This window comes from Streptomyces sp. NPDC055632 (assembly GCF_053618675.1).
In genome coordinates, this window is record NZ_JBSHHY010000001.1 from 211,844 (window position 1) to 234,058 (window position 22,215).

Consider the following 22,215-nt stretch of genomic DNA (forward strand, 5'->3'; position numbering starts at 1 on the left):
GGCCGGACCCTCGCGGCTCCGGCCCCCGGGACCCTCGCGGCCCCGGTCCCGGGGCCTTCACGGCTCCGGCGCCGGGCGGTCGGCCCCGGTCTCCGTCGGGCGCCCCCTCCATCAGGTGACCGTCCCCGCTAGGGGTCTCCCCCGTCAGGGGTCTCCCCCGTCAGGTCACCGCCTCCGGCCAGCCGTACCCGGGGCCGGTGTGCTGCGGCACGGTGCCGGCTCCCACCGCCTCCATCTCGCGGTTGGCCTCCCGCATCAGCTTGCCCGCCAGGTCCTTCATCGCCCGGCTCGCGGCGAGCTCGTCACCGATCGCCGGCACGTCCGTGTCCGTCGAGTTGCAGTGGGCCGCGCCGTGGCCCGTGAGCGTCGAGGTCCCGGTGCTCAGCCGGGCCTCGGCCCGGGTCGTACCGCCGTCCTCGACCAGCTCCAGACCGACCGTCCACTCCAGAGTGCGGGTCATGGTCTGCCTCCTCGCGCCGTCGGCCGCGCGGAAACGGCGCACGGCCCCTTCCGATGTCTCCAGGATCCCACCGGTGGGGGCCCCGGCGCGCGGGGACGGCCCCGTTCCCGGGACGCCATCGGAGTTCCTATGGCACCCATGGGTTTCTCCATTGGTGGCCCTTCGGGCTCCGGACTACGGTCGGAGACGTCCCCCGCTTCCCCGCACTCCCCAGGAGACTCCCGTGTCCAAGATCCTCTTCGTGATGACCGGCGCCGACCACTGGACCCTCGCCGACGGCACCCGGCACCCCACCGGCTTCTGGGCGGAGGAGGTCGTCGCCCCCCACGAGGCGTTCCGCGAGGCCGGACACGAGGTCGTCGTCGCCACCCCCGGCGGCGTCGTCCCCCCTCTCGACCGGGGCAGCCTGGCCCCCGAGTACAACGGCGGGCAGGAGGGCGCCGACCGGGTCGCCGCCGCGCTCGACTCGATCGACGGGATCAAGCACCCGATCGCCCTGGACGACGTGGACCTCGACGCGTACGACGCCGTCTTCTACCCCGGCGGCCACGGCCCCATGGAGGACCTCGCCGTCGATCCCGTCTCCGGCCGGCTCCTCGTCGACGCCCTCGACTCCGGCAAGCTCGTCGCCGTCGTCTGCCACGGGCCCGCCGCGCTCCTCGCCGCCACCCGCCCCGACGGCACGAACGCCTTCGCCGGGTACGAGGCCGCCGCCTTCACCAACGCCGAGGAGACCCAGGGCGGGCTCGCCGACAAGGCCGCCTGGCTGCTCGAGACCCGTCTGACCGAGGCCGGCGTGAAGGTGCGGACGGGCGAGCCGTGGGCGCCGAAGGTCGTCGTGGACCGGAACCTGGTCACCGGCCAGAACCCCGCCTCGTCCGCCCCGCTCGCGGCCGAGGTCGTCGCACGCCTCGCCTGACCGCGAGCCCGTACGGAAACGCGGACATCCTTTCTCCATGAGGCACGAAGGCCCCGAGGGCGGCGGCGGTACGGCACGGTCCGGCGTGCCGCCCGTGACGGACCTGAACCTGCTGCGCACGTTCCTGGCGGTGTACCGCTCCGGCTCGTTCACCGCCGCCGCCGGGCTCCTGGGCCTCTCGCAGCCGACGGTGACCGACCGGATCCGGTCCCTGGAGCGGCAGACGGGCCGCGAGCTCTTCGAGCGGCTGCCGCGCGGCGTCGCCCCGACCGCCGTCGCGGACGACCTCGCGGCCCGGATCGCGGCCCCGCTCGACGCGCTCGTCGCCGCGACCGGGGACGAGGCCGCGCCCCACGAGCGGGCCGCGCCCGTCCATCTGGCGGGCCCCGCCGAGCTGCTCTGCGTCCGCGTCCTGCCCGCCCTGGCCCCGCTGGTGGACGACGGCGTACGGCTGCGGATCACGCCGGGCCTGACCGAGCGGCTCCTCGACGAGCTGCGCGCGGGCCGTCACGACCTGGTCGTCGCCACCTTCCGGCCGCGCGGGCGGTCCCTGGTCTCCGTCCCGCTGATGGACGAGGAGTTCGTCCTCGTCGCCGCGCCCGCGTGGGCCGGGCGGGTGAAGGAGCGGCTGGCCGCGGAGGGCACGGCGGCCCTGCGCGCGGCGCCCCTCGTCGCCTATGCGGAGGACCTGCCCATCGCCCGCCGCTACTGGCGTCACGTCTTCGGCACGCGGCTGTCCCGCCCGGCCGACGTCACCGTCCCCGATCTGCGGGGCGTCCTCGCGGCGGTGGCCGCCGGGGCCGGTTTCAGCGTGCTGCCGCGCTACCTCTGCGCCTCCGAACTGGCCTCCGGGGCGCTCGTCCTCCTCCACGAGCCGGAGGACCCGCCCATCAACACCGGGTACCTCGTGCGGCGGCCGGGCCGGACCGGCAATCCCGACGTCACGCGCGTGCGCGACCTGCTGATCGGGGCGGGGCGCTCGTGGTGAGCCCGGGGCGCCCCGAGCGGGGACCGGTATAACCGGAGCATGATCTATCACGTCGTCCCCCTCGCCGAATGGTCCGCCCGGCCGGAGCGGCCGTACGCGCCCGCGTCCCTGGCCGAGGAGGGGTTCGTCCACTGCGCGCCCGACGAGGCGACCGCGCTCGCCGTCGTCAACGCCTTCTACCGCTCCTCCCCCAGGCCCCTCCTGGCGCTCGTCCTCGACGAGGACCGGCTGTCCGCCAGGACGGAGCGGGAGGCGGCCGATCCCGCGCCGCCTCCGGGGGTCCCCGACGGGACCCTCTTCCCGCACGTGTTCGGACCGCTCGACCGCGAGGCCGTCGAACGGATCCTGGAGATCACCTGGGACGGGGACGGCCGGGCCACGGGAATGAGGCCGTGGGAATGACACCGTGGGAATGACGCTGCGGACGCCCTGCGTGTTCTCTCCGCCGCGCGGCCCGCGGTGCGCGAGCATACGGACGCCGACACGAGCTCCCCACCCCGTGGGTCCGGTCGGGCGATTCCGGCCGGCGGGCGCCACGGCGCGTGACGAGCGCGGGTCGCAGTGCTCGACGCAAGAACACCGACACAGGAAGAAGGACGGACGTGTCCGGCAGCGAAAGCGAGAACCCGGCGATCCCCGCCCCCACCCCGACGCTCACCCGGCCCCGGACGAACCGGGACTGGTGGCCCAACCAACTGGACCTCCAGGTACTCCACCAGCACTCGCCCCTGTCCGATCCGATGGACGAGGACTTCGACTACGCGGCGGAGTTCGCCACCCTGGACCTCGACGCGCTGAAGCGGGACGTCTTCGAGGTGATGACGGCCTCGCAGGACTGGTGGCCCGCCGACTACGGCCACTACGGGCCGCTCTTCATCCGGATGAGCTGGCACGCCGCCGGGACGTACCGCATCGCCGACGGCCGGGGCGGCGGCGGTTCCGGCGCCCAGCGCTTCGCGCCCCTCAACAGCTGGCCGGACAACGCGAGCCTCGACAAGGCGCGCCGGCTGCTCTGGCCGGTCAAGCAGAAGTACGGCCGGAAGATCTCCTGGGCCGACCTGCTCGTCTTCGCCGGCAACTGCGCCATGGAGTCCATGGGGTTCGAGACGTTCGGATTCGCCTTCGGGCGGGAGGACGTCTGGGAGCCGGAGGAGATCTTCTGGGGTCCCGAGGACACCTGGCTCGGGGACGAGCGCTACAGCGGCGACAGGGAACTCACCGGTCCTTTCGGCGCCGTGCAGATGGGCCTGATCTACGTCAATCCCGAAGGCCCCAACGGAGATCCCGACCCGCTGGCCGCCGCCCGGGACATCCGGGACACGTTCGGCCGGATGGCGATGAACGACGAGGAGACGGCGGCGCTCATCGTCGGCGGCCACACGTTCGGCAAGTGCCACGGCGCGGTGGACCCCTCGTACATCGGCCCGGAGCCCGAGGCCGCCCCCTTCGAGCAGCAGGCCCTCGGCTGGCGGAACACGTACGGCACCGGCAAGGGCGCCGACGCGCTCACCAGCGGTCTGGAGGGCGCGTGGACCTCCCGGCCGACGAAGTGGGACAACGGCTACCTGGACAACCTGTACGGGTACGAGTGGGAGCTGACGACCAGCCCGGCCGGTGCGAAGCAGTGGACGCCCACGGACCCGTCGGCGAAGGACACCGTGCCCGACGCCCACGACCCGTCGCGGAAGCACGCCCCGATGATGCTGACGACGGACATCGCGCTCAAGGTGGATCCGGTCTACGGGCCGATCACGAAGCGCTTCCACGAGAACCCGGACCAGCTCGCGGAGGCGTTCGCCAAGGCCTGGTACAAGCTGCTGCACCGTGACATGGGTCCCCTCTCCCGCTACCTGGGCCCCTGGGTCCCCGAGCCGCAGCTGTGGCAGGACCCCGTCCCCGCCGTCGACCACGAGCCGGTCTCGGACGAGGACGTCGCCTCCCTCAAGCGCCGGGCCCTCGACTCGGGCCTCTCCCTCCCCCAGCTGGTCACCACCGCGTGGGCGGCGGCGGCCAGCTTCCGCGGCACCGACAAGCGCGGCGGGGCCAACGGGGCCCGGATCCGGCTCGCGCCGCAGAAGGACTGGGAGGTCAACGCCCTGCCCGAGGTGGCCGGGACCGTGGAGGCCCTGGAGCGGATCCGGGAGGACTTCAACGGCGCGCAGAGCGGCGGGAAGCGGATCTCGCTCGCCGACCTGATCGTCCTGGGCGGCTGTGCGGCCGTCGAGCAGGCCGCCCGGAACGCCGGACACGACGTCACGGTCCCGTTCGCGCCGGGACGCACGGACGCTTCGCAGGAGCAGACGGACGTGGAGACGTTCGCCGTGCTCGAACCCGCGGCGGACGGGTTCCGCAACTACCTCCGGGGCGGCGAGAAGCTGTCGCCGGAGACCCACCTACTCGACCGCGCCAACATGCTGACGCTGACCGCCCCCGAGATGACGGTGCTCGTCGGCGGCATGCGGGTCCTGGACACCGGCTTCGCGGGATCCCGCCACGGCCGGTTCACCCACCGGCCCGAGGCGCTGACCACCGACTTCTTCGTCAACCTGCTCGACATGGGCACGGAGTGGAAGACGTCGGCCACGGAGGAGAACGTCTTCGAGGGCCGCGACCGCGTCTCGGGCGAGCTCAAGTGGACCGCCACCCCCGTCGACCTCGTCTTCGGCGCGCACTCCCAGCTCCGCGCCCTCGCGGAGGTCTACGCCTCCGAGGACGCGGGCGAGAAGTTCGTGCGCGACTTCGTGGCGGCGTGGGACAAGGTGATGAACCTCGACCGGTTCGACCTCGCCTGAGCCCGCCGGCCCGTTCCGTCCGGCCGCTCCCCGGCCGGCCGGGACGGGCCGTGGGGTCCTCCGTGTCTGCCGGGGCGATTGCCGGGTATCCGGGTCCCGTACGGACGATGCGGGCGGCCCTCGAAGGAGTGAAGAGCGTGACGGTCAAGGCGATGGGGTGGGCGCACTCGTTTCCCGTGTCCGGGGGTGTGCGGGCCGGCCGGCAGTGGACGCGGGAGCACCTCGACTCGCTGCCGTGGACGGCGGCGGAGCCCGAGACGGTGGACTCCGTGGTCCTGGCCGTCTCCGAGCTGCTCACCAACGCCCACATCCACGCGCACAGCGACGCGCAGCTCGTGCTCACCTGGGACGGCGACTGCCTCCACATCAGCGTCCACGACGAGGACCCGGCGCTGCCCCGCCCCCGCGAGGCGGCCGAGGGCGCGGTCTCGGGGCGGGGCGTGAGCATCGTGCGGGCCCTCGCCGACGAGTGGAGCATGCGCTGCCAGCGGCACGGCAAGACGGTCACGGCGTGCTTCCGCCCCACCCTCCCCCAGGCCGACGAGGACCCGGCTCCTGACGACGCCGGGCGGTAGCCGACGGGCGGTCGGGCGGGCCGTCCCCCACGGGGCGCGGCCCGTGGGGGACGGCCCTCTCCCGTCAGGGCTTGTTGGCGAGGGCCCCGAGGTACTGGTTCATCTGCTTCAGCCGCGCGTCCACACGGCTCTCCCGCTCGGAGACGGTCCGCAGCTCGTCGCGGACCGCCAGCAGGGCCAGGACCATCGCCCTCGCGGCGGGATCGGACACGTCCTCCAGGGCCGCCCGGGCCTCGTCTGCCGCCGGAACGGGTCGGGATGCCTGTGCCATGGCTGCTCCTCCTGTCCGGCCGCCCATCGGCCGTTCCCGTACGTGTGCCCCGAAACTCCCCGTACGGACAGGGAACTGTCCGTACGGGGGAACCGGTCGGCGGTACGGGTGCCCGCAGCGGTCAGAAGGCGTACCGCACGCGCAGCCACGGGGCGCGGGCGGCGATCAGCCGGCGCAGCGACGCGACGGCGACCGCCTTGGCCCCGGTGCGGTAGCGCACGTTCCGGGCGCCGTTCTCGGAGCGTTTGGGCTCCTGGAGGTCCGGGCGCCACAGGACCTCCTCGGCGCGGGGGTGCCAGCCGAGGTTGACCTCGTGGAGGTCCTCGTTGTGCGTCAGCATGATGACCTCCGCCGCGGCCTGGTCCTTCACCCTCCGGGGGAGCACGTCGTCCATGGCGCGGAGCAGTTCCTCCCACGCCTGTTCCCAGCCCGGCCGGACCACCACCGGGGAGAGGTTGAAGTGGACCTCGTACCCGGCGTCCAGGAAGTCGGCGGCCGCGGCGAGGCGGTCCGGGACCGGGCTCGTCCGGACGTCGAGGAGCCTGGAGTCGTCCGGCGGCATCACGGAGAAGCGGATCCGCGTACGGCCCCGCGGGTCGAGCCGCAGCAGGTCCGGGTTGACGAACTTGGTGGCGAAGGACGCCTTGGCGGTGGGCCACCGGCGGAAGGCCCGGACCAGGTCGGCGGTGTTGTCGCTGATCAGGTCGTCGACCGAGCAGTCGCCGTTCTCCCCGATGTCGTAGACCCAGGCCAGGTCGTCGCACTGGTTGGGCTCCCGCTTCGGTCCGGCGGCGGCGACGTGCCGGCCCAGGGCGGCCAGGACGCGGTCCACGTTGGTGAAGACGGTGACGGGGTTGGCGAAGCCCTTGCGGCGCGGGACGTAGCAGTACGCGCAGGCCATGGCGCAGCCGTTGGAGAGGCCGGGGGCGATCCAGTCGGCGGAGCGGCCGTTGGGCCGGACGCCGAAGGACTTCCGCTCCCCGAGGACCAGGGTGTCGCGCTTGATCCTCACCCAGCGCTCCACGTTTCCGGCGTTGCCGTGCAGGTGCGGGACGCGCCAGTGGGACTCCGTCTCCACGATCCGGGCCCCGGGGAAGCGCGCGATGATCTGTCTCCCCCGCAGGGAGTCCGCGGCGGCGGGCTCGGCGTGGATCTCCGCCACGTCGAGCAGCCGGCGCGCCCGCGCCCCGTCGCGGAACGGGCGGTCGTCCGTCTCCCCGGCGGGAGCGGTCACGAGCTCGCCCAGGTCGAAGAGGCCCTCGGCCCCGTCCCCCGGTCCTTCGGAACGCCGTCGCATGTCCACTCCGCCGTGCTGGGCCGACGCGCGCCGCCGGGGCGGGCTCCCGTCGGCGGCCGGGCCTGTGCCGCGGCGTCCTCCAGTGTAGGGAGCCGGTCCGCCGGAGGACCGCACGCGGCGGCTCAGGAGGGGGCGGGCCCGCCGTCCCGGTCGGACGGCGGCCAGACGTACGGGAGGTCGTCGGGCACTCCCGGGAAGAGGTCGCGGTAGACCTCGGGGGCCTTGCGCAGCAGCGCGGACCGGTGGCTGCGGTGGAACGCGGGGTCGCCGAGCCAGGGCGGCAGCTCGCCGGCCGCCGCGAGCTCGTCCTGTTCCCTCACCCCTCCCTCCGGGGCCACGGCGAGGTAGTCGCGCGTCAGGGTGGCGGCGCAGGTGTCGGAGCGGCCCCCGGCCGTCCAGACGCCGCAGACGTCGAGGCCGTAGCGCACCAGGGCCTCTTCGTAACCGGCCCACATCCGCACCGCGGGGTGCCGGCGCCAGCCGTATCCGGGGACGGTGAGCCCCCGGAGGACCTGGAGGGCCTCGACGCGCTGCTTGCCCAGCCGCTTCGGGTCGAGCACGGCGGCCGAGTCGGCGAATCCGGAGTACGGGAGGAATGTCTGCACGGAACAGCCCTACCCGTTCTCCGGCCCGCCGCTTCCGGGTCGCGGGTCCGTGGTCAGAGCGGGGCGCCCCCGAACCCGATCCGGTTCCCGTCCGCGTCCTCGTACGTCACCTTGCGCACGCCGTTCGCGTAGGTCTCGCGGTCGGCGGGGGTCAGTCCGCGCGCGGTGATCGCGGCCACGCGGGCGTCGAGGTCGTCGACGAAGAGCGTGTGGAAGGCGCCGCCGGCCCGCCCGGGCCGGTGCTCGATGTAGACGTAGCCGTGTTCCGCCAGCTCCCAGACGGCCTCCGTGTCGTTCGGGAGGAACGCCGGAGGGGCGCCGAACAGGCGCTCGTACCAGCTCAGCGCCGCCGCGTGGTCCTCCACGGGGACGCCTGCGAAAAGGTCGACGGCCATGACGCCAGGATAGGTCCGGTGGCGCGCTCCGGCCGGTGGACCGGTGCGCCCGGGGAGGCAGGGGGTGGCCCCGGCCGTGATCCGCCGGACAGTCCTAGCCCGTCTCCTCGGGAGTGGCGGTGTGGTCGCGGTGGCCGTGCGTGCGGCGCCGCTCCTTCATCTCGGCCTCGTAGAGGTGGTCGCGGCCCTCGGCGAGGGCGGAGACGGCATCGCGTTCGAGCGCCTTGAACGGCTCGTAGTACGTCCGGTCGTAGTCCTCGACGACCTGGTACGTCCAGCGGCCCGGGAGGACGTTGCGGCCGAGGACCTCCCGCTCGACGAGGTCGGCCCACTCCCCGTGGCCGGCCCTCCTCAGCAGCGCCACCGCCCTGTCGAGCTCCAGGTCGGCGGTGCCGGTCAGCTGGTGGAAGGAGTACAGGTGGCCGCGGGCCCGCTCGGTGGTCTCCAGGGCCTTGGAGAGCGAGCCCAGCGCCTCCACCGTGAGGTCGTCGACGTTCTCGGGCCGCACGCGGCGGTCCCGCTGATCACCATCGTTGTCCATGCCCCACCCCCTGCCCCCGGTCCGGGAGGGGCACACCCGGCCGGACCGCATGTGGCCCGGCCGGGTCAACCCGCCGGGCGGCGGGGAGGCGGATCAACGGCCGCCGCGGTCCGGGCCCTCCCTGGCCGCGAGGCCGCCGGGCCCGAGCAGGCCCGTGGGGCGCAGGGCGCCCTTCTCCTCCAGACGGGGCAGGGTCCTGGCCGAGGACCACGCCACGAGCGCGGGCAGGAGGGGGCGGACGGGCTGCACGAGGCGCAGCCAGGGGGGCGCGTAGACGGTGGCGGAGCGGCGGCGGACCGCCTCGGCCAGCCACGACGCCACCTTCTCCACGGGGTACACCTTGCGCGCGGGGCGCGGCATGTGGGCGCGGAGTTCCCGCAGGACGTCGTGGGCGTCCACGTCCCGCACCATGTCGGTGTCCGTCCAGTGCAGGTACGCGATGCCGACCGCGACGCCCCGGTGGGCGCACTCCGCGCGCAGCGACTGGGCGAACGACTCGGCCCCCGCCTTCGAGGCGCAGTAGGCGCTCATCATCGGGGCCGACCCGAAGGCGGCGGTCGAGGCCACCTGGAGGAAGTACCCCCGCGAGGCGAGCAGGCCGGGCAGGAACACCCTGGCCGTGGTGGCGCTGCCCATGAGGTTGACCTCGACGACACGGTTCCACGTGCTCGGGTCGGACGTGGTGAACGGGCCGCCCTCGGCGACGCCCGCGTTGGCGATCACGACGGAGGGCTCCCCCAGGTCGCGCGTCACCCGGCGGGCCGTCCGCTCCATGAGGTCGTCGTCCGTCACGTCGACCTCGTAGCACCGGCTCCCCGCGGGCAGCTCACGCGCCACCCGTTCCAGGGTCTCGCGCTCCCGGCCGAGCAGGGCGATCCGCATGCCCCGGGCCGCCAGGTCCCTGGCGAGGCCGGCTCCCAGGCCGCGTGCCGCGCCCGTCACGACCGCCGTCCGTCCCCGCAGGGGGTTGTCGTGCGACATGTTCCTCCAAGCGGTGGGCCGGGCCTTCCCGGTTCTCCTCCCCGCCGGTCGCGGGCTCGCCCTCCATGGCACCACCGGGCCCCGCGGGCCGCCCTCCGACTGCGCCGATTGCCGCACCGTTCCGATTTTCTCCGCGCAGGTGTGAGAACGGGGATCGGGGGCATGCGTCGCCAGGGGTGTGGAGGCCGGGAGGTGTGTGATCGGCGCCCCTGCCCGGTGACGTATCGTCGGGACGGATTTTCGGACGGCAGGACAGGGTGAGGGGAAGACTCATGGACAACGAGGACTCGAAGCGGTTGCTGGAGTTGCTGACCACGCGGCAGTCCGAGCTGGTGGCGCAGTGGGAGCAGACCGTCGGAGTCTCGTTGCGCGGGCGCGTGAGCGGCGCGGAGCTCGGCCGGGAGCTCGGCGAGCTGTACGACGCGATCACCGAGGCCGTCTCGCAGGGCGGGCTGGCCGGGCGCGGCGACGGGTTCGCCGTCGTGCGCAGCCTTCTGGTCGAGCTGTCGCGCACCCGGGCCCGGCAGGGGTTCACCCCGACCGAGACCGCCGTGAGCGTCTTCGCGCTCAAGGAGGTCCTGGAGCCCTTCCTCGGCGGGTCCGTCGAGGACGTGCGCGCCTACCTCCAGTTCTCCCGCCTCCTCGACGACCTCGGTCTCTTCACGGTGGAGGAGTACTCCCGGGCCCGCGAGGAGATCATCTCCACGCAGTCCCAGCAGCTCCTGGAGCTGTCCACCCCCGTGGTGAAGCTGTGGGACGGCGTGGTGGGCGTGCCGCTCGTCGGCACGCTCGACTCCGCGCGGACGCAGGTGGTCATGGAGAAGCTGCTCCAGGCCCTCGTGGACTCCAACTCGGCGCACGCGATCATCGACATCACCGGTGTGCCGGCCGTCGACACCCAGGTCGCGCAGCACCTCCTCAAGACCGTCGTCGCGGCGCGGATGATGGGCGCGGAGTGCACCATCTCCGGCATCCGGCCCCAGATCGCGCAGACCATCGTGGCCCTGGGCATCGAGTTCGGCGACATCCCGACGAAGGCGACCCTGGCCGACGCCCTGCGCCACGCCCTCGTGGAGATCGACAAGGCCGCCGCGGCCCGTCCGGCGGGTCTGCTGTGAGCGACCGCGTACCGGTCCTGAAGATCGGCGACATCCTGCTGGTCTCGATCCAGGTGGACCTGGAGGACCAGATGGTGCTCGACCTCCAGGACGACCTCTCCCAGCAGATCGTCGCGACCGGCGCCCGTGGCGTGGTCATCGACATCTCGGCCCTGGAGATCGTCGACTCGTTCGTCGGACGCATGCTGGCCACCACGGCCTCCATCTCCCGCGTCCTCGGCGCGGAGACGGTCGTCGTCGGCATGCGCCCGGCCGTCGCCATGACCCTGGTGGAGCTGGGGCTCTCGCTGGGCGGCGTCCGCACGGCGCTCAACCTCGAACTCGGACTGGGCTATCTGCGCCGGGCGCAGGACACTCCTCCGGCACGCCGGTGAAGGAGTATCCGGCCGACGAGGCCTCCCGCGAGGAAGTGGACATCCGGTCCAGCGGCGATGTCGTCAAGGCCCGCCAGGCGGTGCGCGTCCTCGCCCAGCAGGCCGGCCTGTCCCTGGTCAACCAGACCAAGCTGGTCACGGCCGCCAGTGAGCTGGGCCGCAACACCCTCATCTACGGCGGGGGCGGCACGGCACGCGCGGTCATCGTCCGTGACGTGGCGCGCGTCGGCGTGTGGGTGAGCTTCTCGGACACCGGTCCCGGCATCCCGGACATCGAGCAGGCACTGACCGACGGCTGGACGTCGGGCAGCGGCATGGGCCTGGGGCTCAGCGGCGCCCGGCGCCTGGTCGACGAGTTCGAGCTGGACACGGCGCCGGGCGCCGGAACCACGGTGACGGTGCTGAAGTGGGCGCGGTGAACCCGGTGACCGGTCACGAGATCGAGGCCGAGGACGTCGTGTGGCTGCGCCTCGACGTGGCCGTCGCCGCGGCGGCCCGGCGGGAGGCGGCGCGGCTGGCCCGGCGCCTCGGCATGGATCCGGTCCGCGTGGCCGAGATCGAGCTCGCCGTGACCGAGGCGGCCACCAATCTGCAGAAGCACGCCCGGGACGGCGCCCTGGCCCTGCGGGTGACCACCCTCCGGGGCCGGGCCGCCCTCGAACTCCTCTCCCTGGACAGCGGTCCGGGCATGGCCGACGTGGGCAGCGCGCTCGTGGACGGCGTGTCCGGAAGCGGCACCCTGGGCGTGGGGATGGGGGCGATCGCGCGGTTCGCCGGCGTCTTCGACGTCCACTCCCTGCCCGGTCGCGGTACGGCCCTGCTCGCGCGGTTCTGGGCGGGCGACGACCCCGGCCCGCTGCCCGGTGCGGACGAGCCCGAGGTCGCCGGTCTGACCCGCCCGATCAGCGGTGAGGAGGTCTGCGGGGACACCTGGGCGGCACGCACCGAGCACGGCCCCGACGGCGCGCGGGCGGTCACGGTGATGATGTGCGACGGGCTGGGGCACGGTCCGATGGCGGCGCTCGCCGGCGAGCGCGCGCGGGCCGCCTTCCGGGCGGGGACCCACGGGAGCCCCCAGGACGTCGTGCGGGCCCTCCACACGGAGCTGCGGGGCAGCCGGGGCGCGGCGGTCACGGTCGCCCGGGCCGACTTCTCCCGGGGGATCGTCGAGCACTGCGGGGTCGGCAACATCAGCGCCTTCCTCGTCGGCGCCGAGAAGCGCGTCACCCTCCTGTCCCTTCCCGGGATCGTGGGCCACCAGCTGCCCGCCCTCCGGCCCTTCCGGACCGCCCTGGAGCCCGGCGCGGTCCTCGTCATGCACTCCGACGGTCTGAGCGACCGCTGGTCGCCGGCCGACTTCCCCGGTCTGTTCGCCCGGCAGCCGGCCCTCGTCGCGGCCCAGCTCCTCGGACAGGCGGGGGTGCGCCGCGACGACGCCGGCATCGTCGTCGCCCGGGCGGCCCGTAGATGAGGCAGGGGCACGTCGACAGTCTCTGCGTCCTTCCGCTGGCCGTCGAACGGGACGGGTTTGAACTGCGCAGGCGGGGACAGTTGGTGTGCCGGGCCCTGGGTCTGGAGGGCCACGAACTGGTGCGAGTGGTGACGGTACTGAGCGAGGTGGGACGTGATCTCCTGGGAACTCCGGGGCTCCACGTGGACCTGTGTGTGGAGAGCCCCCTCGGGGAACCCGAGCTCTTCCGGGCCCGCTTCGCCTGGAGCGGGCCCCGCGTGCCGGGCCGTGACGCGCTCGACGCCGCCGAGCGGCTCCTGGACCACTGCCGGTACGAGGCGTCGGCCGGGGACCACGCGTTGACGGTGGGTCAGCGGCTGCCCGCCTCCCAGGGGCCCCCGGGACAGCGGGCGGAGCACGCCCGCGCGGCGCTCCGCGACTCGGGCGACCTCAGCATGGGCGAGGAGCTGCGGATCCAGAACCGCCAGCTCCTCCAGGCGCTGGAGGAGTCGAGGGCCCAGCAGGAGGAGCTGCAGCGGCTGAACGCCGAGCTGGAGGAGACCAACCAGGGGGTGGTCGCCCTCTACAGCGAGCTGTCCGCGGAGCTGGAGGAGACCAACACGGGTGTGGTGGCCCTCTACGCCGAGCTGGAGGACAAGACCCGGCAGCTGCGTCTGGCGAGCGAGGCCAAGACCCGTTTCTGGGCCAACGTGAGCCACGAGCTGCGGGCCCCGGTCAACTCGGTCATCGCGCTCGCCCGTCTCCTGCTCGCGCCCGACGCCGACCCGCTGACCGAGGAGCAGCGCCAGCAGATGTCCCTCATCGCCGGCTCCGGCAGCACGCTCCTCGCCCTGGTCGAAGAGCTCCTGGACGTGGCCAAGGCCGAGTCGGGACGGCTCGAACCCCATCTGGTCCGCACCGACCTGCGGACCCTGCTGCACCAGTTGCGCGGGACGCTGCGCGGCATGGCCCGCGACGGGGTGCGCCTCGACATCCCCGACGTCGAGGACGTGCCGGAACTCGTCACCGACGAGGTCATGCTCACGCGCGTCCTGCGCAACCTGCTGTCCAACGGCCTGAAGTTCACCACGGCCGGCGAGGTCCGCCTCACGGTCGGGACCGAGGACCGGGCGGGCCGCCCCTGGTTCGTCTTCACCACCACGGACACCGGCATCGGAATCGCCGCGGACCAGCAGGACCGCGTCTTCGAGGAGTTCTACCAGGTCCTGGGCACCCACCAGCGGGGTCAGCCGGGCACCGGTCTCGGCCTGCCCTACGCCCGGAGGCTGACCGGCCTGCTCGGCGGTGTCCTCACGCTGACCAGCGAGCCGGGCTCCGGGACCAGGGTGCGGGTCGAGATCCCGGCCTGTCCCGACCTCGCCTCCCCGGACGCGCCGTCCGGCGCCGACGGCGTCCGTACGGATTCGCTGGTCGTCGTGGACGACGACCCGACCTTCGTCGAGCTGCTGCGGCCGGTGCTGGGCCGGGTCGCGCGGAAGGTGACGGAGGTGTCGGTCAGTTCGCGGGCCGTCGACGTCATCCGCGCGGAGCGGCCCGACGCGGTCCTGATCGACCTGGCGATGCCGGCCCCCGACGGGTACGTGCTCCTCCAGATCCTGGCCCGCGACCCGGAGACCGCGCACATCCCGGTCGTGGTCCTGACCTCGACCGACCCCGGTGACGTGGACCGCTCCCGGCTCACCCACGCGCGGGCCGTCCTGGGCAAGACGCACCTGACGCCCGAACGCATCGCCCTGGCCCTGGCCCTCGACCCGGCCGGGCCCGACCACACTCCTCCGGCGAAGACCGGTGAGCAGCACACGTCCGGAGAAGCCACGCCGTGATCGCAGGCCAGCCCCCGTCCGACCACTCGCCCGCGCGCGTCCTGATCGTCGACGACAACCCGACCAACCGCTACGTCCTGAGGACCACGCTGTCCCGCGCGGGCCACACCGTCGTGGAGGCGGAGGACGGCACCGGGGCGCTCGCGCTGCTCAAGGACGCCGAGGCCCTGCCGGAGGTGGCCGTCATCGACGTGCGGCTGCCCGACATGACCGGCTTCGAGGTCTGCGAGCGCATCAAGGCGGATCCCGCGACGGCGGCCCTTCCGGTCCTGCACGTCTCGGCGTCCGCCATCACCGTCGACGACCGCACCCAGGGGCTCAACCGGGGTGCGGACGCCTATCTGACGGAGCCCATCGCCCCGGACGAGCTCCTCGCCACCGTCACGGCGACCCTGCGCTACGCGCGGGCGCGCCGCCGGGCCGAGCGCCTCGCGGACCGCCTGCTGCACCTGAACGAGGCGACCCTGCTCCTCTACAGCGCGGACAGCGCCGCCGGGGTCGCCCGGGCGGCCGCCAGGGGCACGGCCATCGTCCTGGGGGCACCCGCCGTGGCGGCGATCATCTCCCCGCACGGGGAGCCGGCCTCGGCGATGTGCGCCGACACGAGCGGGCGGGCCTCCTCCGACGCGGTCGCCGACGTGCGGCTCGACGCCCGCGACCTGCCCGCGTACCACGAGCTGGGGGACCGCACCGGAACGCGGCTCGCCACGGTCCGCGCCCACGAGTGGCCCGGTCTGCCGCACGGCCCCGTGCCTCCCGGCAGGCTCACCGCGGCCGTGGCGCGCGCCAAGCCCGGCCGGCAGCCGGTGTGCCTCGCGGTCCCCGCGGAGGCGGTCGCGACGCCCGACGACGAGCAGCTCCTCGCCCAGCTCGCCCAGGCGTGCGCCCTCGCCCTGGAGGCGCTGCGGAGCTACACCGAGGAACACGACCTGGCGCTGACCCTCCAGCGGAGCTTCCTGCCCGAGACACTGCCGGACTCGCACCTCGCCGACCTCGCGGTGCGCTACCTGCCGGCCAGCGACCACGCGGAGATCGGCGGCGACTTCTACGAGGCCCTTCCGACGCGGGGAGGGCTGCTGCTCGCCGTCGGGGACGTCGCCGGGCACTCCCTGGACGCCGCCATGCTCATGGGGCAGATGCGCCACGCCCTGCGCGCCTACGCCATCGAGGGGCATCCGCCCCACGACATCCTCGGGCGCCTCGACCACCTCCTGACGGCCGTCGGGGCGCGGCTGACGCTCACCCTGTGCATCGTCTTCATCGACGAGGCCACCGGTCTGCTGCACATAGCCAACGCCGGCCACCTGCCGCCGCTGCTGCGCGCTCCCGACGGAAGCGTCCGGTCCGTCGAGGAGCACGGGCCGCTCCTGGGCATAGGTCTCCCCCACCCGGTGAGCACCGAGGTGGCGGCGCCGCCCGGCTCCATCCTCGTCATGACCACCGACGGTCTGGTCGAACGCCGCAACGAGAACCTGGGACTCTCCCTCGAACGCCTCGAATCCGTGCTCGGGGACCTCCCGGCGGAGGTGGAGAGGATCTGCGACGGCCTCCTGGAGGCGTTCCCTCCCAACGGGGAGGACGACATCGCGCTGATGGCGGTGCGTTTGACCGGTGGTGGGCGATCCCACACATTGTGAGGCTTGTATGTGCATGTGCCGGACGGGTTGCGATCCCGGGGACGAGTACGAGACGGTTGCCCCAGGACAACTGTCGTCCATAGCAGGAAGGTGGTGAGGCGCGCGTCACGCGTGCCTCCGTTTGTGTCTGCTTCCCGCAGTTCCCCCACCCGTCCACCCGGCACCGGCGTCCAGCTCGGCGCCACGTGGATCGAGGCCCCCTATCCCGTACTGGTCGTGGACCGGCACGGCGGTCTCGTGCGGATCAACGGGGCCGCGCAGCTCCTCCTGCCCGGCGCCGCGAGCGGCGACTGGCTGCACGACCGGGCGCCGTCCTGGCTGGCGGACGCCCACCGGCGCATCTGTGACGGCCTGTCCGACACCAGGACGGGTCCGCTGACCGGACGCGTCCGCGACCGTCTCGTCGAGGCGCACCCCACCACGGGCGACGACGGCGACGTGGTGTGGTGGCTGGTCGACGAGACCGACCGGCATTTCGCCGAAACGGCCCTGGCCGACGTGCAGACGCGTTCCGAGGTCCTCGCCGAGGTCTCGAGTTCCCTGCTGTCCACGCTGAACGTGCGGCGCTGTATGGAGGTGGCCTCCTCGATGGCCGCGGAGCACCTGGCCGAGGCCGCCGTCCTCGTGGCGCCGCCCCAGGGCCGGCGCCACTCGCTGACCTTCGCCCACCGGGGCGGCCCCGTCACGCAGTCCGTCCGGCAGGTCGACGTCTCCGGCGTGCCCGGACTGGCCGAGGCGCTGCAGGGCTTCCCGCCCGTGCCGGCGCGCTGGATCGACCCCGCCGACCTCCCCGACTGGGTGATCCCCGAAGGCTTCACCTCACCGGTCGGTTCCGTCATCGTCACCCCGCTCCCCGGCCACGGGGTGCCCGCCGGGGCGCTCATCCTGCTGCGTTCCGGCACCGAGCGGGCCTTCAGCGAGAACGAGGAGGTCTTCGCGCGCCTGTTCGCGGCGCGCGCCGGAGCCGCCCTGTCCGCCGCCCGCCTCTACACCGAACAGGCCGCCATCACCGCCACGCTGATGAACGAGCTGCTGCCGCCGGTGCTGCGCAACGTCCACGGGGTCGAGTACGCCGGCGGCTACCGCGCCTCGAAGGACCATGAACGGGTCGGCGGGGACTTCTACGACGTCCACCCCGGCGCCGACCCCTCCGGGGAGACCCTCGTCGTCCTGGGCGACGTCGCGGGCAAGGGCCTGGACGCGGCGGTCCTGACCGGCAAGATCCGCAACACCCTGCACGCCCTGCTCCCGCTGGCCGAGGACCACCAGCGGGTCCTGAACCTGCTCAACGGCGCGCTGCTCTCCTCGCACCACACCCGCTTCGCCACGCTCGTGCTCGTCTCCGTGCACAACCGGGACGGCCGGACGCGCCTGCGGGTGACCGGCGCCGGGCACCTGCCCCCGCTCCTCGCCCGCGCCGACGGCACGGTGGAGGAGGTCGCCACCCGCGGCACCCTGGTCGGCGCCCTGCCGACCGTCGAGGCCCGCACCGTGGAGACCGTGCTCGCCCCCGGTGAGACGTGCCTGCTCTACACCGACGGCATCGTCGAGGCACGGGGCGGCCCCCTCGGGGACGAGTTCCTGGGCACGGAACGCCTGAAGAGGGCGCTGGCCGAGTGCGCGGGCATGCAGGCCGAGGCGGTCGTGGAGCGGATACAGATGCTGGCCGCCCAATGGCTCCGCGAAGGCCGGCACGACGACATGGCCGTCGTGGCGATCACGGCCCCCAGGGCCTCGACGCTCGCCACGGGCGACGGATACGGCCGGTACGGCGGGAGGAACACGTGAGACAGGCCACCGCGACGGACACCGTGGTGGAACGGCTGTGGACGGCAGCGGTGGAGGGTGACGAGCCCGCCGCCGCCTCCGTCGTGCACGAGGCGCTCGCCACGGGCGTGCCGGAGGAGGCCCTGCTCCTCGAAGTGCTCGCGCCGGTCCAGGCGAAGGTCGGCGTCGAATGGGCCGCCGACCGCATCACCGTGGCGCAGGAGCACGCCGTCACCGCCATCAACGAGCGGATCGTCGCCTCCCTGGCGCACCGCCGCGCCGGCGGTCGCGCCGCGCCGCACCGGGGCCGCGTCACGGTCGGCTGCGTCGACGGCGAGTGGCACGCCTTCCCCGCCCGCCTCGTCGCCGAGGTCCTCTCCCTGCACGGCTGGCGGGTCGACTACCTCGGGGCGCAGACCCCGACCCCGCACCTGGTGGCCCATCTGCACCGGAGCGATCCCGACGCCGTCCTGCTGTCCGGATCGATCCCGACCCACCTGCCGGCCGCCCACGCCGCCATCACGGCCTGCCAGGCCGTGGGCGTCCCGGTCCTGGCGGGCGGCCGCGCCTTCGGTCCCGACGGGCGGTACGCGCGCACGCTGCGCGCCGACCGGTGGGCCCCCGACGCGCGCGGCGCGCTCGCGGTCCTGGACGAGGGCGTGCCCCGGCCCGGCGCGTCGGCCGGCCGGCACGCGGTGGACGACCTGCCGCACCTGGCCGACCAGGAGTACACGATGGTCGTCCGCTCCCGGCACCAGCTGGTCAAGCAGACCCTGGTCGACCTGGAGAACCGGTTCCCCCCGATGCGCGCCTACGGCGACCTCCAGCGCGAGCGCACGGCGGAGGACATCGCGCACATCGTCGACTTCCTGGCCACCGCCCTCTACGTGGACGACCCCGAGCTGTTCACCACGTTCCTCGTCTGGACCGCCGACATCCTCCGGGCCCGCCGTGTGCCCACCCGTTCCCTGGTGGCCGGTCTGGACGTCCTGGCAGGCCAGCTGCGCGACTTCCCCCGTGCGACGCACGCGATCGAGCGGGGCGCGGCGGCCCTGGGCGAGCACTCCGTCCGTACCGTACCCGACCCCGGCACCCGCCCATGAACAACTTCACCTCCACCGAGTTCGCCCTCGGTGTCGTCCGCGAACCCGGCTCGCTGCACGTGCGCGTGAGCGGAGACCTCGACTACGACACCTGCGACGAACTGGTCGACGCGGTCACCGAGAAGCTGGCCGAAGGCGGGCCGCCGCCGCGGGGCATACGCCTCGACTTCGCGGGTCTGACGCACATCGACTCCTCCGGCCTGTCCGCCCTGCTGCTCGTCCACCGCCGGGCCGGCGCCGTCGGCGCCACCCTGTACCTGGACAACCGCCCGGACTTCCTGGAGCGCATGCTCCGGATCACCAACGTCCTGGACCACCTCACCGGCCCGGCGGCCGGTCAGCCGGCGGACTGACGGAGGCGGAGCCGGGCGACGACCTCCTTCCCGGTCTCCACGTCATTGTGGTCCAGTCGCTCGCACAGCAGGCCGACCAGTCGGAGGCCGTGGCCCCCGGCGCGGCGGGCGTCCTCCTCCCGGAGGACCGGCGGGCGGGGGGACCCGTCGCGGACGGTGATGCTCAGCAGGGAGTCCCCGGGCGACAGTTCGAGGAGGATCCCGCCGGGGCCGGGGGCGTGGCGGTAGGCGTTGGTGACCAGTTCGGTCACGACGAGCTGGGCGTCCTGGCTCACCCGGTGCTCGGGGGGATGTCCCGCCAGGGCGAGCAGGGCGCGGGCGGCGTGCCGGAAGTCCGCGACCGGCGTCTCCGCCGCCTCCCAGACGGCGCTGAACCGCAGGGGCGCCGCCCCTCCCCGGCCGTCCGGGGCCGGTGCGGCCGAGTCGTCGAACGGGATGACCATGGCTCTTCTCCGTCGGGTCACGGGCCTCAGCTGGCCGGAGAGGGGCCCGTGCTGACGACCCGGAAGTGGTCGAGGGTCCCGCTGACGTCCAGGAGCCGCCGCACCGCGGAGTGCAGGGGGCCGATCAGCACCAGCTCGCGCCCGTCCGCCTCGTGGTGGCGCCGGGCTTCGAGCAGCGCGTTGAGGAGCATGCTGTCGGCGAAGGTGACCCGGGAGAGGTCCACCGCCGTCATCGGGGAGGCCGCCTCGACGGACGCCGCCCAGGCGGCCTCGACGTCCTCCGCGTCGTCGTGATCCATCTCGCCGTGCATCGTGATGACGAACACCTGCTCGTGGCTGGTGAAACGCACTTTTCTCTCGGGGACCGCATGCATGCGGTCATCCTCACATCGGCGAACGCCGCCGCGCCACCTGCCCCCCGGATCACCCGACGGCCGCGCCCCCGGAGCCGTACTGCTCCGGGGGCGCGGGCGGTGCGGGGCGGTGCGGGGTCAGAACTGGAGCGACCAGGCGTTGACGTAGCCGGTGTCGTTGACCCAATTGTCGGTGACGCGGAGCTTCCAGGTGCCGTTGGCGGCCTTGGCGGAGGCGTCGACCGTGAACGTGCCCTGGACGTGGTCGGCGCCGTCGGAGGAGTTGTGGTTCTTCAGTACGAACGCGCCGCCGTCGGGGGCGACCAGCTCGACCTTCAGGTCGCCGCGGAAGGTGTGGCGGACGTCGACGGTGACGGCCAGGTTCGCGGGGGCGTTGCCGGTGACGCCGGTGACGGTGATCGGCGACTCCACGGTGGCGTTGTCACGGATCTGCACGTCGTCGGTGTTCTCGAACTTGCTGCCGGTGGGCGGCGGGGTGGTGCTGCCGGTGCCCGTGTACAGGAGCTTGTTCGGGGAGCCGGTGCGGGGGTCGGTGACCTTGCCGGAGGTGGCGTCGGCGACCAGCTTGTCGCGGACCTGGGCCGGGGTCCAGGTCGGGTTGGCGGCGAGCAGCAGGGCGGCCGCGCCGGCGACGTGCGGGGCGGCCATGGAGGTGCCGCTCATCGACTGGGAGGCGGTGTCGCCGGAGTTGGACGTGGAGACGATGCTGTCGCCGGGGGCGAAGACGTCCAGGCAGGAGCCGTAGTTGGAGCCCTGGCCGTTGGACCAGCCGGTGGCGCGGGCGTCCCGGCTGTTGGTGGCGCCGACCGTGATGGCGGACGGGGTGGAGGACGGGGAGTAGGAACACGAGTCGGCGTTGTTGTTGCCGGCCGCCACGACCCAGGTGACGCCGGAGGCGATGGAGGCCGCCACGGCGTCGTTCACGGACTGGGTCTTGCCGCCGCCGATGCTCATGTTGGCCACGGCCGGCTTCGCCGCGTTCTTGGTGACCCAGTCGATGCCCGCGAGGACCGGGGCCCAGGTGTCGCCGGAGGTGCCCTGGCAGTTCAGCACCCGGACGCCGATCAGCTTGACGCCCTTGGCCACGCCGTACGCGCCGCCACCGACGGTGCCGGCGACGTGGGTGCCGTGGCCCTGGCAGTCGGAGGCGTTGGAGTCGTTGTCGATGAAGTCGTGGCCGCTGACCGCACGGCCGCCGAAGTCGCGGTGGCTCATGCGGATGCCGGTGTCCACGATGTACGCGTTCACGTTGGAGGCGGTGGTGCCGTAGGTGTAGCCCTTGTCGATCGGCAGGTCGCGCTGGTCGACGCGGTCCAGGCCCCAGGAGGGCGGGTTGGGCTGGGTGTCGACGGCGTACGCCACCGCGTCGGCCTCCACCCGGGCCACCGACGGGTCGGCGGCCAGCTTCTTGGCCTCGGCCTCCGTCATCCGCACCGCGAAGCCGCGCAGGGCGGCGGTGTAGGTGTGGCGCAGGCTGCCGGCGTGCCGCTCGGCGAGCGCCTTCGCGGAGGCGGGCACGTCGGCACGGGCGACCGAGTCCTTGAAGGTGACGATGTAGGAGCCGTCGACCGCGCCGGGGCGGTCCGCGCCGACGATGCGGCCCTCGCCGCCGCCCGGCGGTACGGGGGCGGCCGTGGCCCCGGCGGTCGAGGCGGCCCCGGCGAGCAGGGCGGCACTGGCGCCGACGGCGAGCAGGCGCCGGAGGGCACGAGCGTCGAACTCCATGGTTTCTCCCTTGAGAGGTGTCCGGGCCCGGCTCGGGCCCGGAGGGCGGCACCCGTCGCCCCGGTGGGCTCCGGACACGCTCCGTCGGTGGTGGGAGGCGCGCGTCCGGAGGGGGACCGCCGGCGCACCGGGACGCGATCCCTGTCGGGATCATGACAATCGCCCGGTCGTGGCGGTCGTGCGGGCGCCTTCGGGTGTCGGCG

General features: G+C 73.7%; 24 protein-coding genes. 14 read left to right on the forward strand and 10 right to left on the reverse strand.

The window, feature by feature from the left end; all coding sequences use genetic code 11:
• Positions 1-160 precede the first annotated feature (160 nt).
• Positions 161-460 (reverse strand): DUF1876 domain-containing protein, encoded by a 300-nt coding sequence (locus ACWGSR_RS00935; protein WP_453562791.1) that lies wholly within the window; start codon positions 458-460, stop codon positions 161-163.
• Between the two features lie 223 nt (positions 461-683).
• On the opposite strand from ACWGSR_RS00935, the gene ACWGSR_RS00940 reads away from it, so the two are divergent.
• The 5 genes from ACWGSR_RS00940 to ACWGSR_RS00960 all read left to right on the forward strand — a co-directional run bounded on the left by ACWGSR_RS00940 (position 684) and on the right by ACWGSR_RS00960 (position 5,734).
• The gene (locus ACWGSR_RS00940) at positions 684-1,379 is read left to right on the forward strand and encodes a type 1 glutamine amidotransferase domain-containing protein (protein WP_453562792.1); all 696 of its coding nucleotides are present in this window, start codon (positions 684-686) and stop codon (positions 1,377-1,379) included.
• 37 nt (positions 1,380-1,416) lie between these two features.
• Positions 1,417-2,367, forward strand: coding sequence for a LysR family transcriptional regulator (locus tag ACWGSR_RS00945; RefSeq protein ID WP_453562794.1), 951 nt, complete (start codon positions 1,417-1,419; stop codon positions 2,365-2,367).
• A gap of 39 nt (positions 2,368-2,406) precedes the next feature.
• Positions 2,407-2,769: a DUF952 domain-containing protein gene (locus ACWGSR_RS00950; protein ID WP_376239499.1), complete on the forward strand. Its 363-nt coding sequence runs from the start codon at positions 2,407-2,409 to the stop codon at positions 2,767-2,769.
• 200 nt (positions 2,770-2,969) lie between these two features.
• The gene (gene katG, locus ACWGSR_RS00955; RefSeq protein ID WP_376239497.1) at positions 2,970-5,159 is read left to right on the forward strand and encodes a catalase/peroxidase HPI; all 2,190 of its coding nucleotides are present in this window, start codon (positions 2,970-2,972) and stop codon (positions 5,157-5,159) included.
• Between the two features lie 137 nt (positions 5,160-5,296).
• Complete coding sequence (locus ACWGSR_RS00960) at positions 5,297-5,734, forward strand: ATP-binding protein (RefSeq protein WP_376239494.1); 438 nt, start codon at positions 5,297-5,299, stop codon at positions 5,732-5,734.
• A gap of 64 nt (positions 5,735-5,798) precedes the next feature.
• Here the strand turns inward: ACWGSR_RS00960 and ACWGSR_RS00965 are convergent, their stop codons facing one another.
• The 6 genes from ACWGSR_RS00965 to ACWGSR_RS00990 form a co-directional block, all read right to left on the reverse strand.
• Complete coding sequence (locus ACWGSR_RS00965) at positions 5,799-6,005, reverse strand: hypothetical protein (RefSeq protein WP_453562796.1); 207 nt, start codon at positions 6,003-6,005, stop codon at positions 5,799-5,801.
• A gap of 121 nt (positions 6,006-6,126) precedes the next feature.
• Complete coding sequence (locus ACWGSR_RS00970) at positions 6,127-7,302, reverse strand: spore photoproduct lyase family protein (RefSeq protein WP_453562798.1); 1,176 nt, start codon at positions 7,300-7,302, stop codon at positions 6,127-6,129.
• Between the two features lie 122 nt (positions 7,303-7,424).
• Positions 7,425-7,907, reverse strand: a complete 483-nt coding sequence (locus tag ACWGSR_RS00975; RefSeq protein ID WP_453562800.1) for an MSMEG_6728 family protein — start codon at positions 7,905-7,907, stop codon at positions 7,425-7,427.
• 53 nt (positions 7,908-7,960) lie between these two features.
• Positions 7,961-8,302, reverse strand: coding sequence for a VOC family protein (locus ACWGSR_RS00980; protein ID WP_376239483.1), 342 nt, complete (start codon positions 8,300-8,302; stop codon positions 7,961-7,963).
• 94 nt (positions 8,303-8,396) lie between these two features.
• Complete coding sequence (locus ACWGSR_RS00985) at positions 8,397-8,843, reverse strand: hypothetical protein (RefSeq protein WP_376239480.1); 447 nt, start codon at positions 8,841-8,843, stop codon at positions 8,397-8,399.
• A 93-nt stretch (positions 8,844-8,936) separates the two neighbouring features.
• Positions 8,937-9,824, reverse strand: a complete 888-nt coding sequence (locus ACWGSR_RS00990; RefSeq protein WP_376239478.1) for an SDR family oxidoreductase — start codon at positions 9,822-9,824, stop codon at positions 8,937-8,939.
• A gap of 272 nt (positions 9,825-10,096) precedes the next feature.
• Between ACWGSR_RS00990 and ACWGSR_RS00995 the strand changes: the two genes are divergently transcribed.
• From ACWGSR_RS00995 to ACWGSR_RS01035, 9 genes are all read left to right on the forward strand, one after another.
• The gene (locus ACWGSR_RS00995) at positions 10,097-10,942 is read left to right on the forward strand and encodes an STAS domain-containing protein (RefSeq protein ID WP_376239475.1); all 846 of its coding nucleotides are present in this window, start codon (positions 10,097-10,099) and stop codon (positions 10,940-10,942) included.
• Complete coding sequence (locus ACWGSR_RS01000) at positions 10,939-11,316, forward strand: STAS domain-containing protein (RefSeq protein ID WP_366372960.1); 378 nt, start codon at positions 10,939-10,941, stop codon at positions 11,314-11,316. The genes ACWGSR_RS00995 and ACWGSR_RS01000 overlap by 4 nt, the downstream gene beginning before the upstream one ends.
• A complete protein-coding gene (locus ACWGSR_RS01005; RefSeq protein ID WP_366372959.1) occupies positions 11,313-11,735 on the forward strand; it encodes an anti-sigma regulatory factor in 423 nt (140 codons plus the stop codon). Before ACWGSR_RS01000 ends, ACWGSR_RS01005 begins: the two co-directional genes overlap by 4 nt.
• Positions 11,732-12,787 (forward strand): ATP-binding SpoIIE family protein phosphatase, encoded by a 1,056-nt coding sequence (locus ACWGSR_RS01010; RefSeq protein WP_376239566.1) that lies wholly within the window; start codon positions 11,732-11,734, stop codon positions 12,785-12,787. Before ACWGSR_RS01005 ends, ACWGSR_RS01010 begins: the two co-directional genes overlap by 4 nt.
• Complete coding sequence (locus ACWGSR_RS01015; RefSeq protein WP_376239472.1) at positions 12,784-14,610, forward strand: ATP-binding response regulator; 1,827 nt, start codon at positions 12,784-12,786, stop codon at positions 14,608-14,610. The genes ACWGSR_RS01010 and ACWGSR_RS01015 overlap by 4 nt, the downstream gene beginning before the upstream one ends.
• Positions 14,610-16,247, forward strand: a complete 1,638-nt coding sequence (locus tag ACWGSR_RS01020) for a SpoIIE family protein phosphatase (RefSeq protein WP_453563097.1) — start codon at positions 14,610-14,612, stop codon at positions 16,245-16,247. The genes ACWGSR_RS01015 and ACWGSR_RS01020 overlap by 1 nt, the downstream gene beginning before the upstream one ends.
• A gap of 123 nt (positions 16,248-16,370) precedes the next feature.
• Positions 16,371-18,035, forward strand: a complete 1,665-nt coding sequence (locus ACWGSR_RS01025) for a PP2C family protein-serine/threonine phosphatase (RefSeq protein WP_376239470.1) — start codon at positions 16,371-16,373, stop codon at positions 18,033-18,035.
• Complete coding sequence (locus ACWGSR_RS01030) at positions 18,032-19,117, forward strand: cobalamin B12-binding domain-containing protein (protein ID WP_376239467.1); 1,086 nt, start codon at positions 18,032-18,034, stop codon at positions 19,115-19,117. The genes ACWGSR_RS01025 and ACWGSR_RS01030 overlap by 4 nt, the downstream gene beginning before the upstream one ends.
• Positions 19,114-19,470, forward strand: coding sequence for an STAS domain-containing protein (locus ACWGSR_RS01035; RefSeq protein WP_453562802.1), 357 nt, complete (start codon positions 19,114-19,116; stop codon positions 19,468-19,470). The genes ACWGSR_RS01030 and ACWGSR_RS01035 overlap by 4 nt, the downstream gene beginning before the upstream one ends.
• Here ACWGSR_RS01035 and ACWGSR_RS01040 read toward each other — a convergent pair.
• The 3 genes from ACWGSR_RS01040 to ACWGSR_RS01050 all read right to left on the reverse strand — a co-directional run bounded on the left by ACWGSR_RS01040 (position 19,455) and on the right by ACWGSR_RS01050 (position 22,012).
• On the reverse strand, positions 19,455-19,913 hold the full coding sequence (locus tag ACWGSR_RS01040; protein ID WP_453562804.1) for an ATP-binding protein: 459 nt from the start codon (positions 19,911-19,913) through the stop codon (positions 19,455-19,457). The genes ACWGSR_RS01035 and ACWGSR_RS01040 overlap by 16 nt on opposite strands.
• 26 nt (positions 19,914-19,939) lie before the next feature.
• Positions 19,940-20,287: an STAS domain-containing protein gene (locus ACWGSR_RS01045; protein WP_453562805.1), complete on the reverse strand. Its 348-nt coding sequence runs from the start codon at positions 20,285-20,287 to the stop codon at positions 19,940-19,942.
• Positions 20,288-20,404: 117 nt separating this feature from the next.
• On the reverse strand, positions 20,405-22,012 hold the full coding sequence (locus ACWGSR_RS01050) for a S8 family peptidase (RefSeq protein ID WP_376245904.1): 1,608 nt from the start codon (positions 22,010-22,012) through the stop codon (positions 20,405-20,407).
• Positions 22,013-22,215: the final 203 nt, after the last annotated feature.

Bases quoted from the DNA above. Each gene is read 5' to 3' on its own strand.
- ACWGSR_RS01015 (WP_376239472.1), top strand. From the start codon at position 12,784: ATGAGGCAGGGGCACGTCGACAGTCTCTGCGTCCTTCCGCTGGCCGTC.
- ACWGSR_RS00945 (WP_453562794.1), top strand. From the start codon at position 1,417: ATGAGGCACGAAGGCCCCGAGGGCGGCGGCGGTACGGCACGGTCCGGC.
- ACWGSR_RS00950 (WP_376239499.1), top strand. From the start codon at position 2,407: ATGATCTATCACGTCGTCCCCCTCGCCGAATGGTCCGCCCGGCCGGAG.
- ACWGSR_RS00965 (WP_453562796.1), bottom strand. From the start codon at position 6,005: ATGGCACAGGCATCCCGACCCGTTCCGGCGGCAGACGAGGCCCGGGCG.
- ACWGSR_RS00970 (WP_453562798.1), bottom strand. From the start codon at position 7,302: ATGCGACGGCGTTCCGAAGGACCGGGGGACGGGGCCGAGGGCCTCTTC.
- ACWGSR_RS01035 (WP_453562802.1), top strand. From the start codon at position 19,114: ATGAACAACTTCACCTCCACCGAGTTCGCCCTCGGTGTCGTCCGCGAA.
- ACWGSR_RS01045 (WP_453562805.1), bottom strand. From the start codon at position 20,287: ATGCATGCGGTCCCCGAGAGAAAAGTGCGTTTCACCAGCCACGAGCAG.
- ACWGSR_RS00985 (WP_376239480.1), bottom strand. From the start codon at position 8,843: ATGGACAACGATGGTGATCAGCGGGACCGCCGCGTGCGGCCCGAGAAC.
- ACWGSR_RS00980 (WP_376239483.1), bottom strand. From the start codon at position 8,302: ATGGCCGTCGACCTTTTCGCAGGCGTCCCCGTGGAGGACCACGCGGCG.
- ACWGSR_RS00990 (WP_376239478.1), bottom strand. From the start codon at position 9,824: ATGTCGCACGACAACCCCCTGCGGGGACGGACGGCGGTCGTGACGGGC.
- ACWGSR_RS00935 (WP_453562791.1), bottom strand. From the start codon at position 460: ATGACCCGCACTCTGGAGTGGACGGTCGGTCTGGAGCTGGTCGAGGAC.
- ACWGSR_RS00995 (WP_376239475.1), top strand. From the start codon at position 10,097: ATGGACAACGAGGACTCGAAGCGGTTGCTGGAGTTGCTGACCACGCGG.
- ACWGSR_RS01050 (WP_376245904.1), bottom strand. From the start codon at position 22,012: ATGGAGTTCGACGCTCGTGCCCTCCGGCGCCTGCTCGCCGTCGGCGCC.
- ACWGSR_RS01040 (WP_453562804.1), bottom strand. From the start codon at position 19,913: ATGGTCATCCCGTTCGACGACTCGGCCGCACCGGCCCCGGACGGCCGG.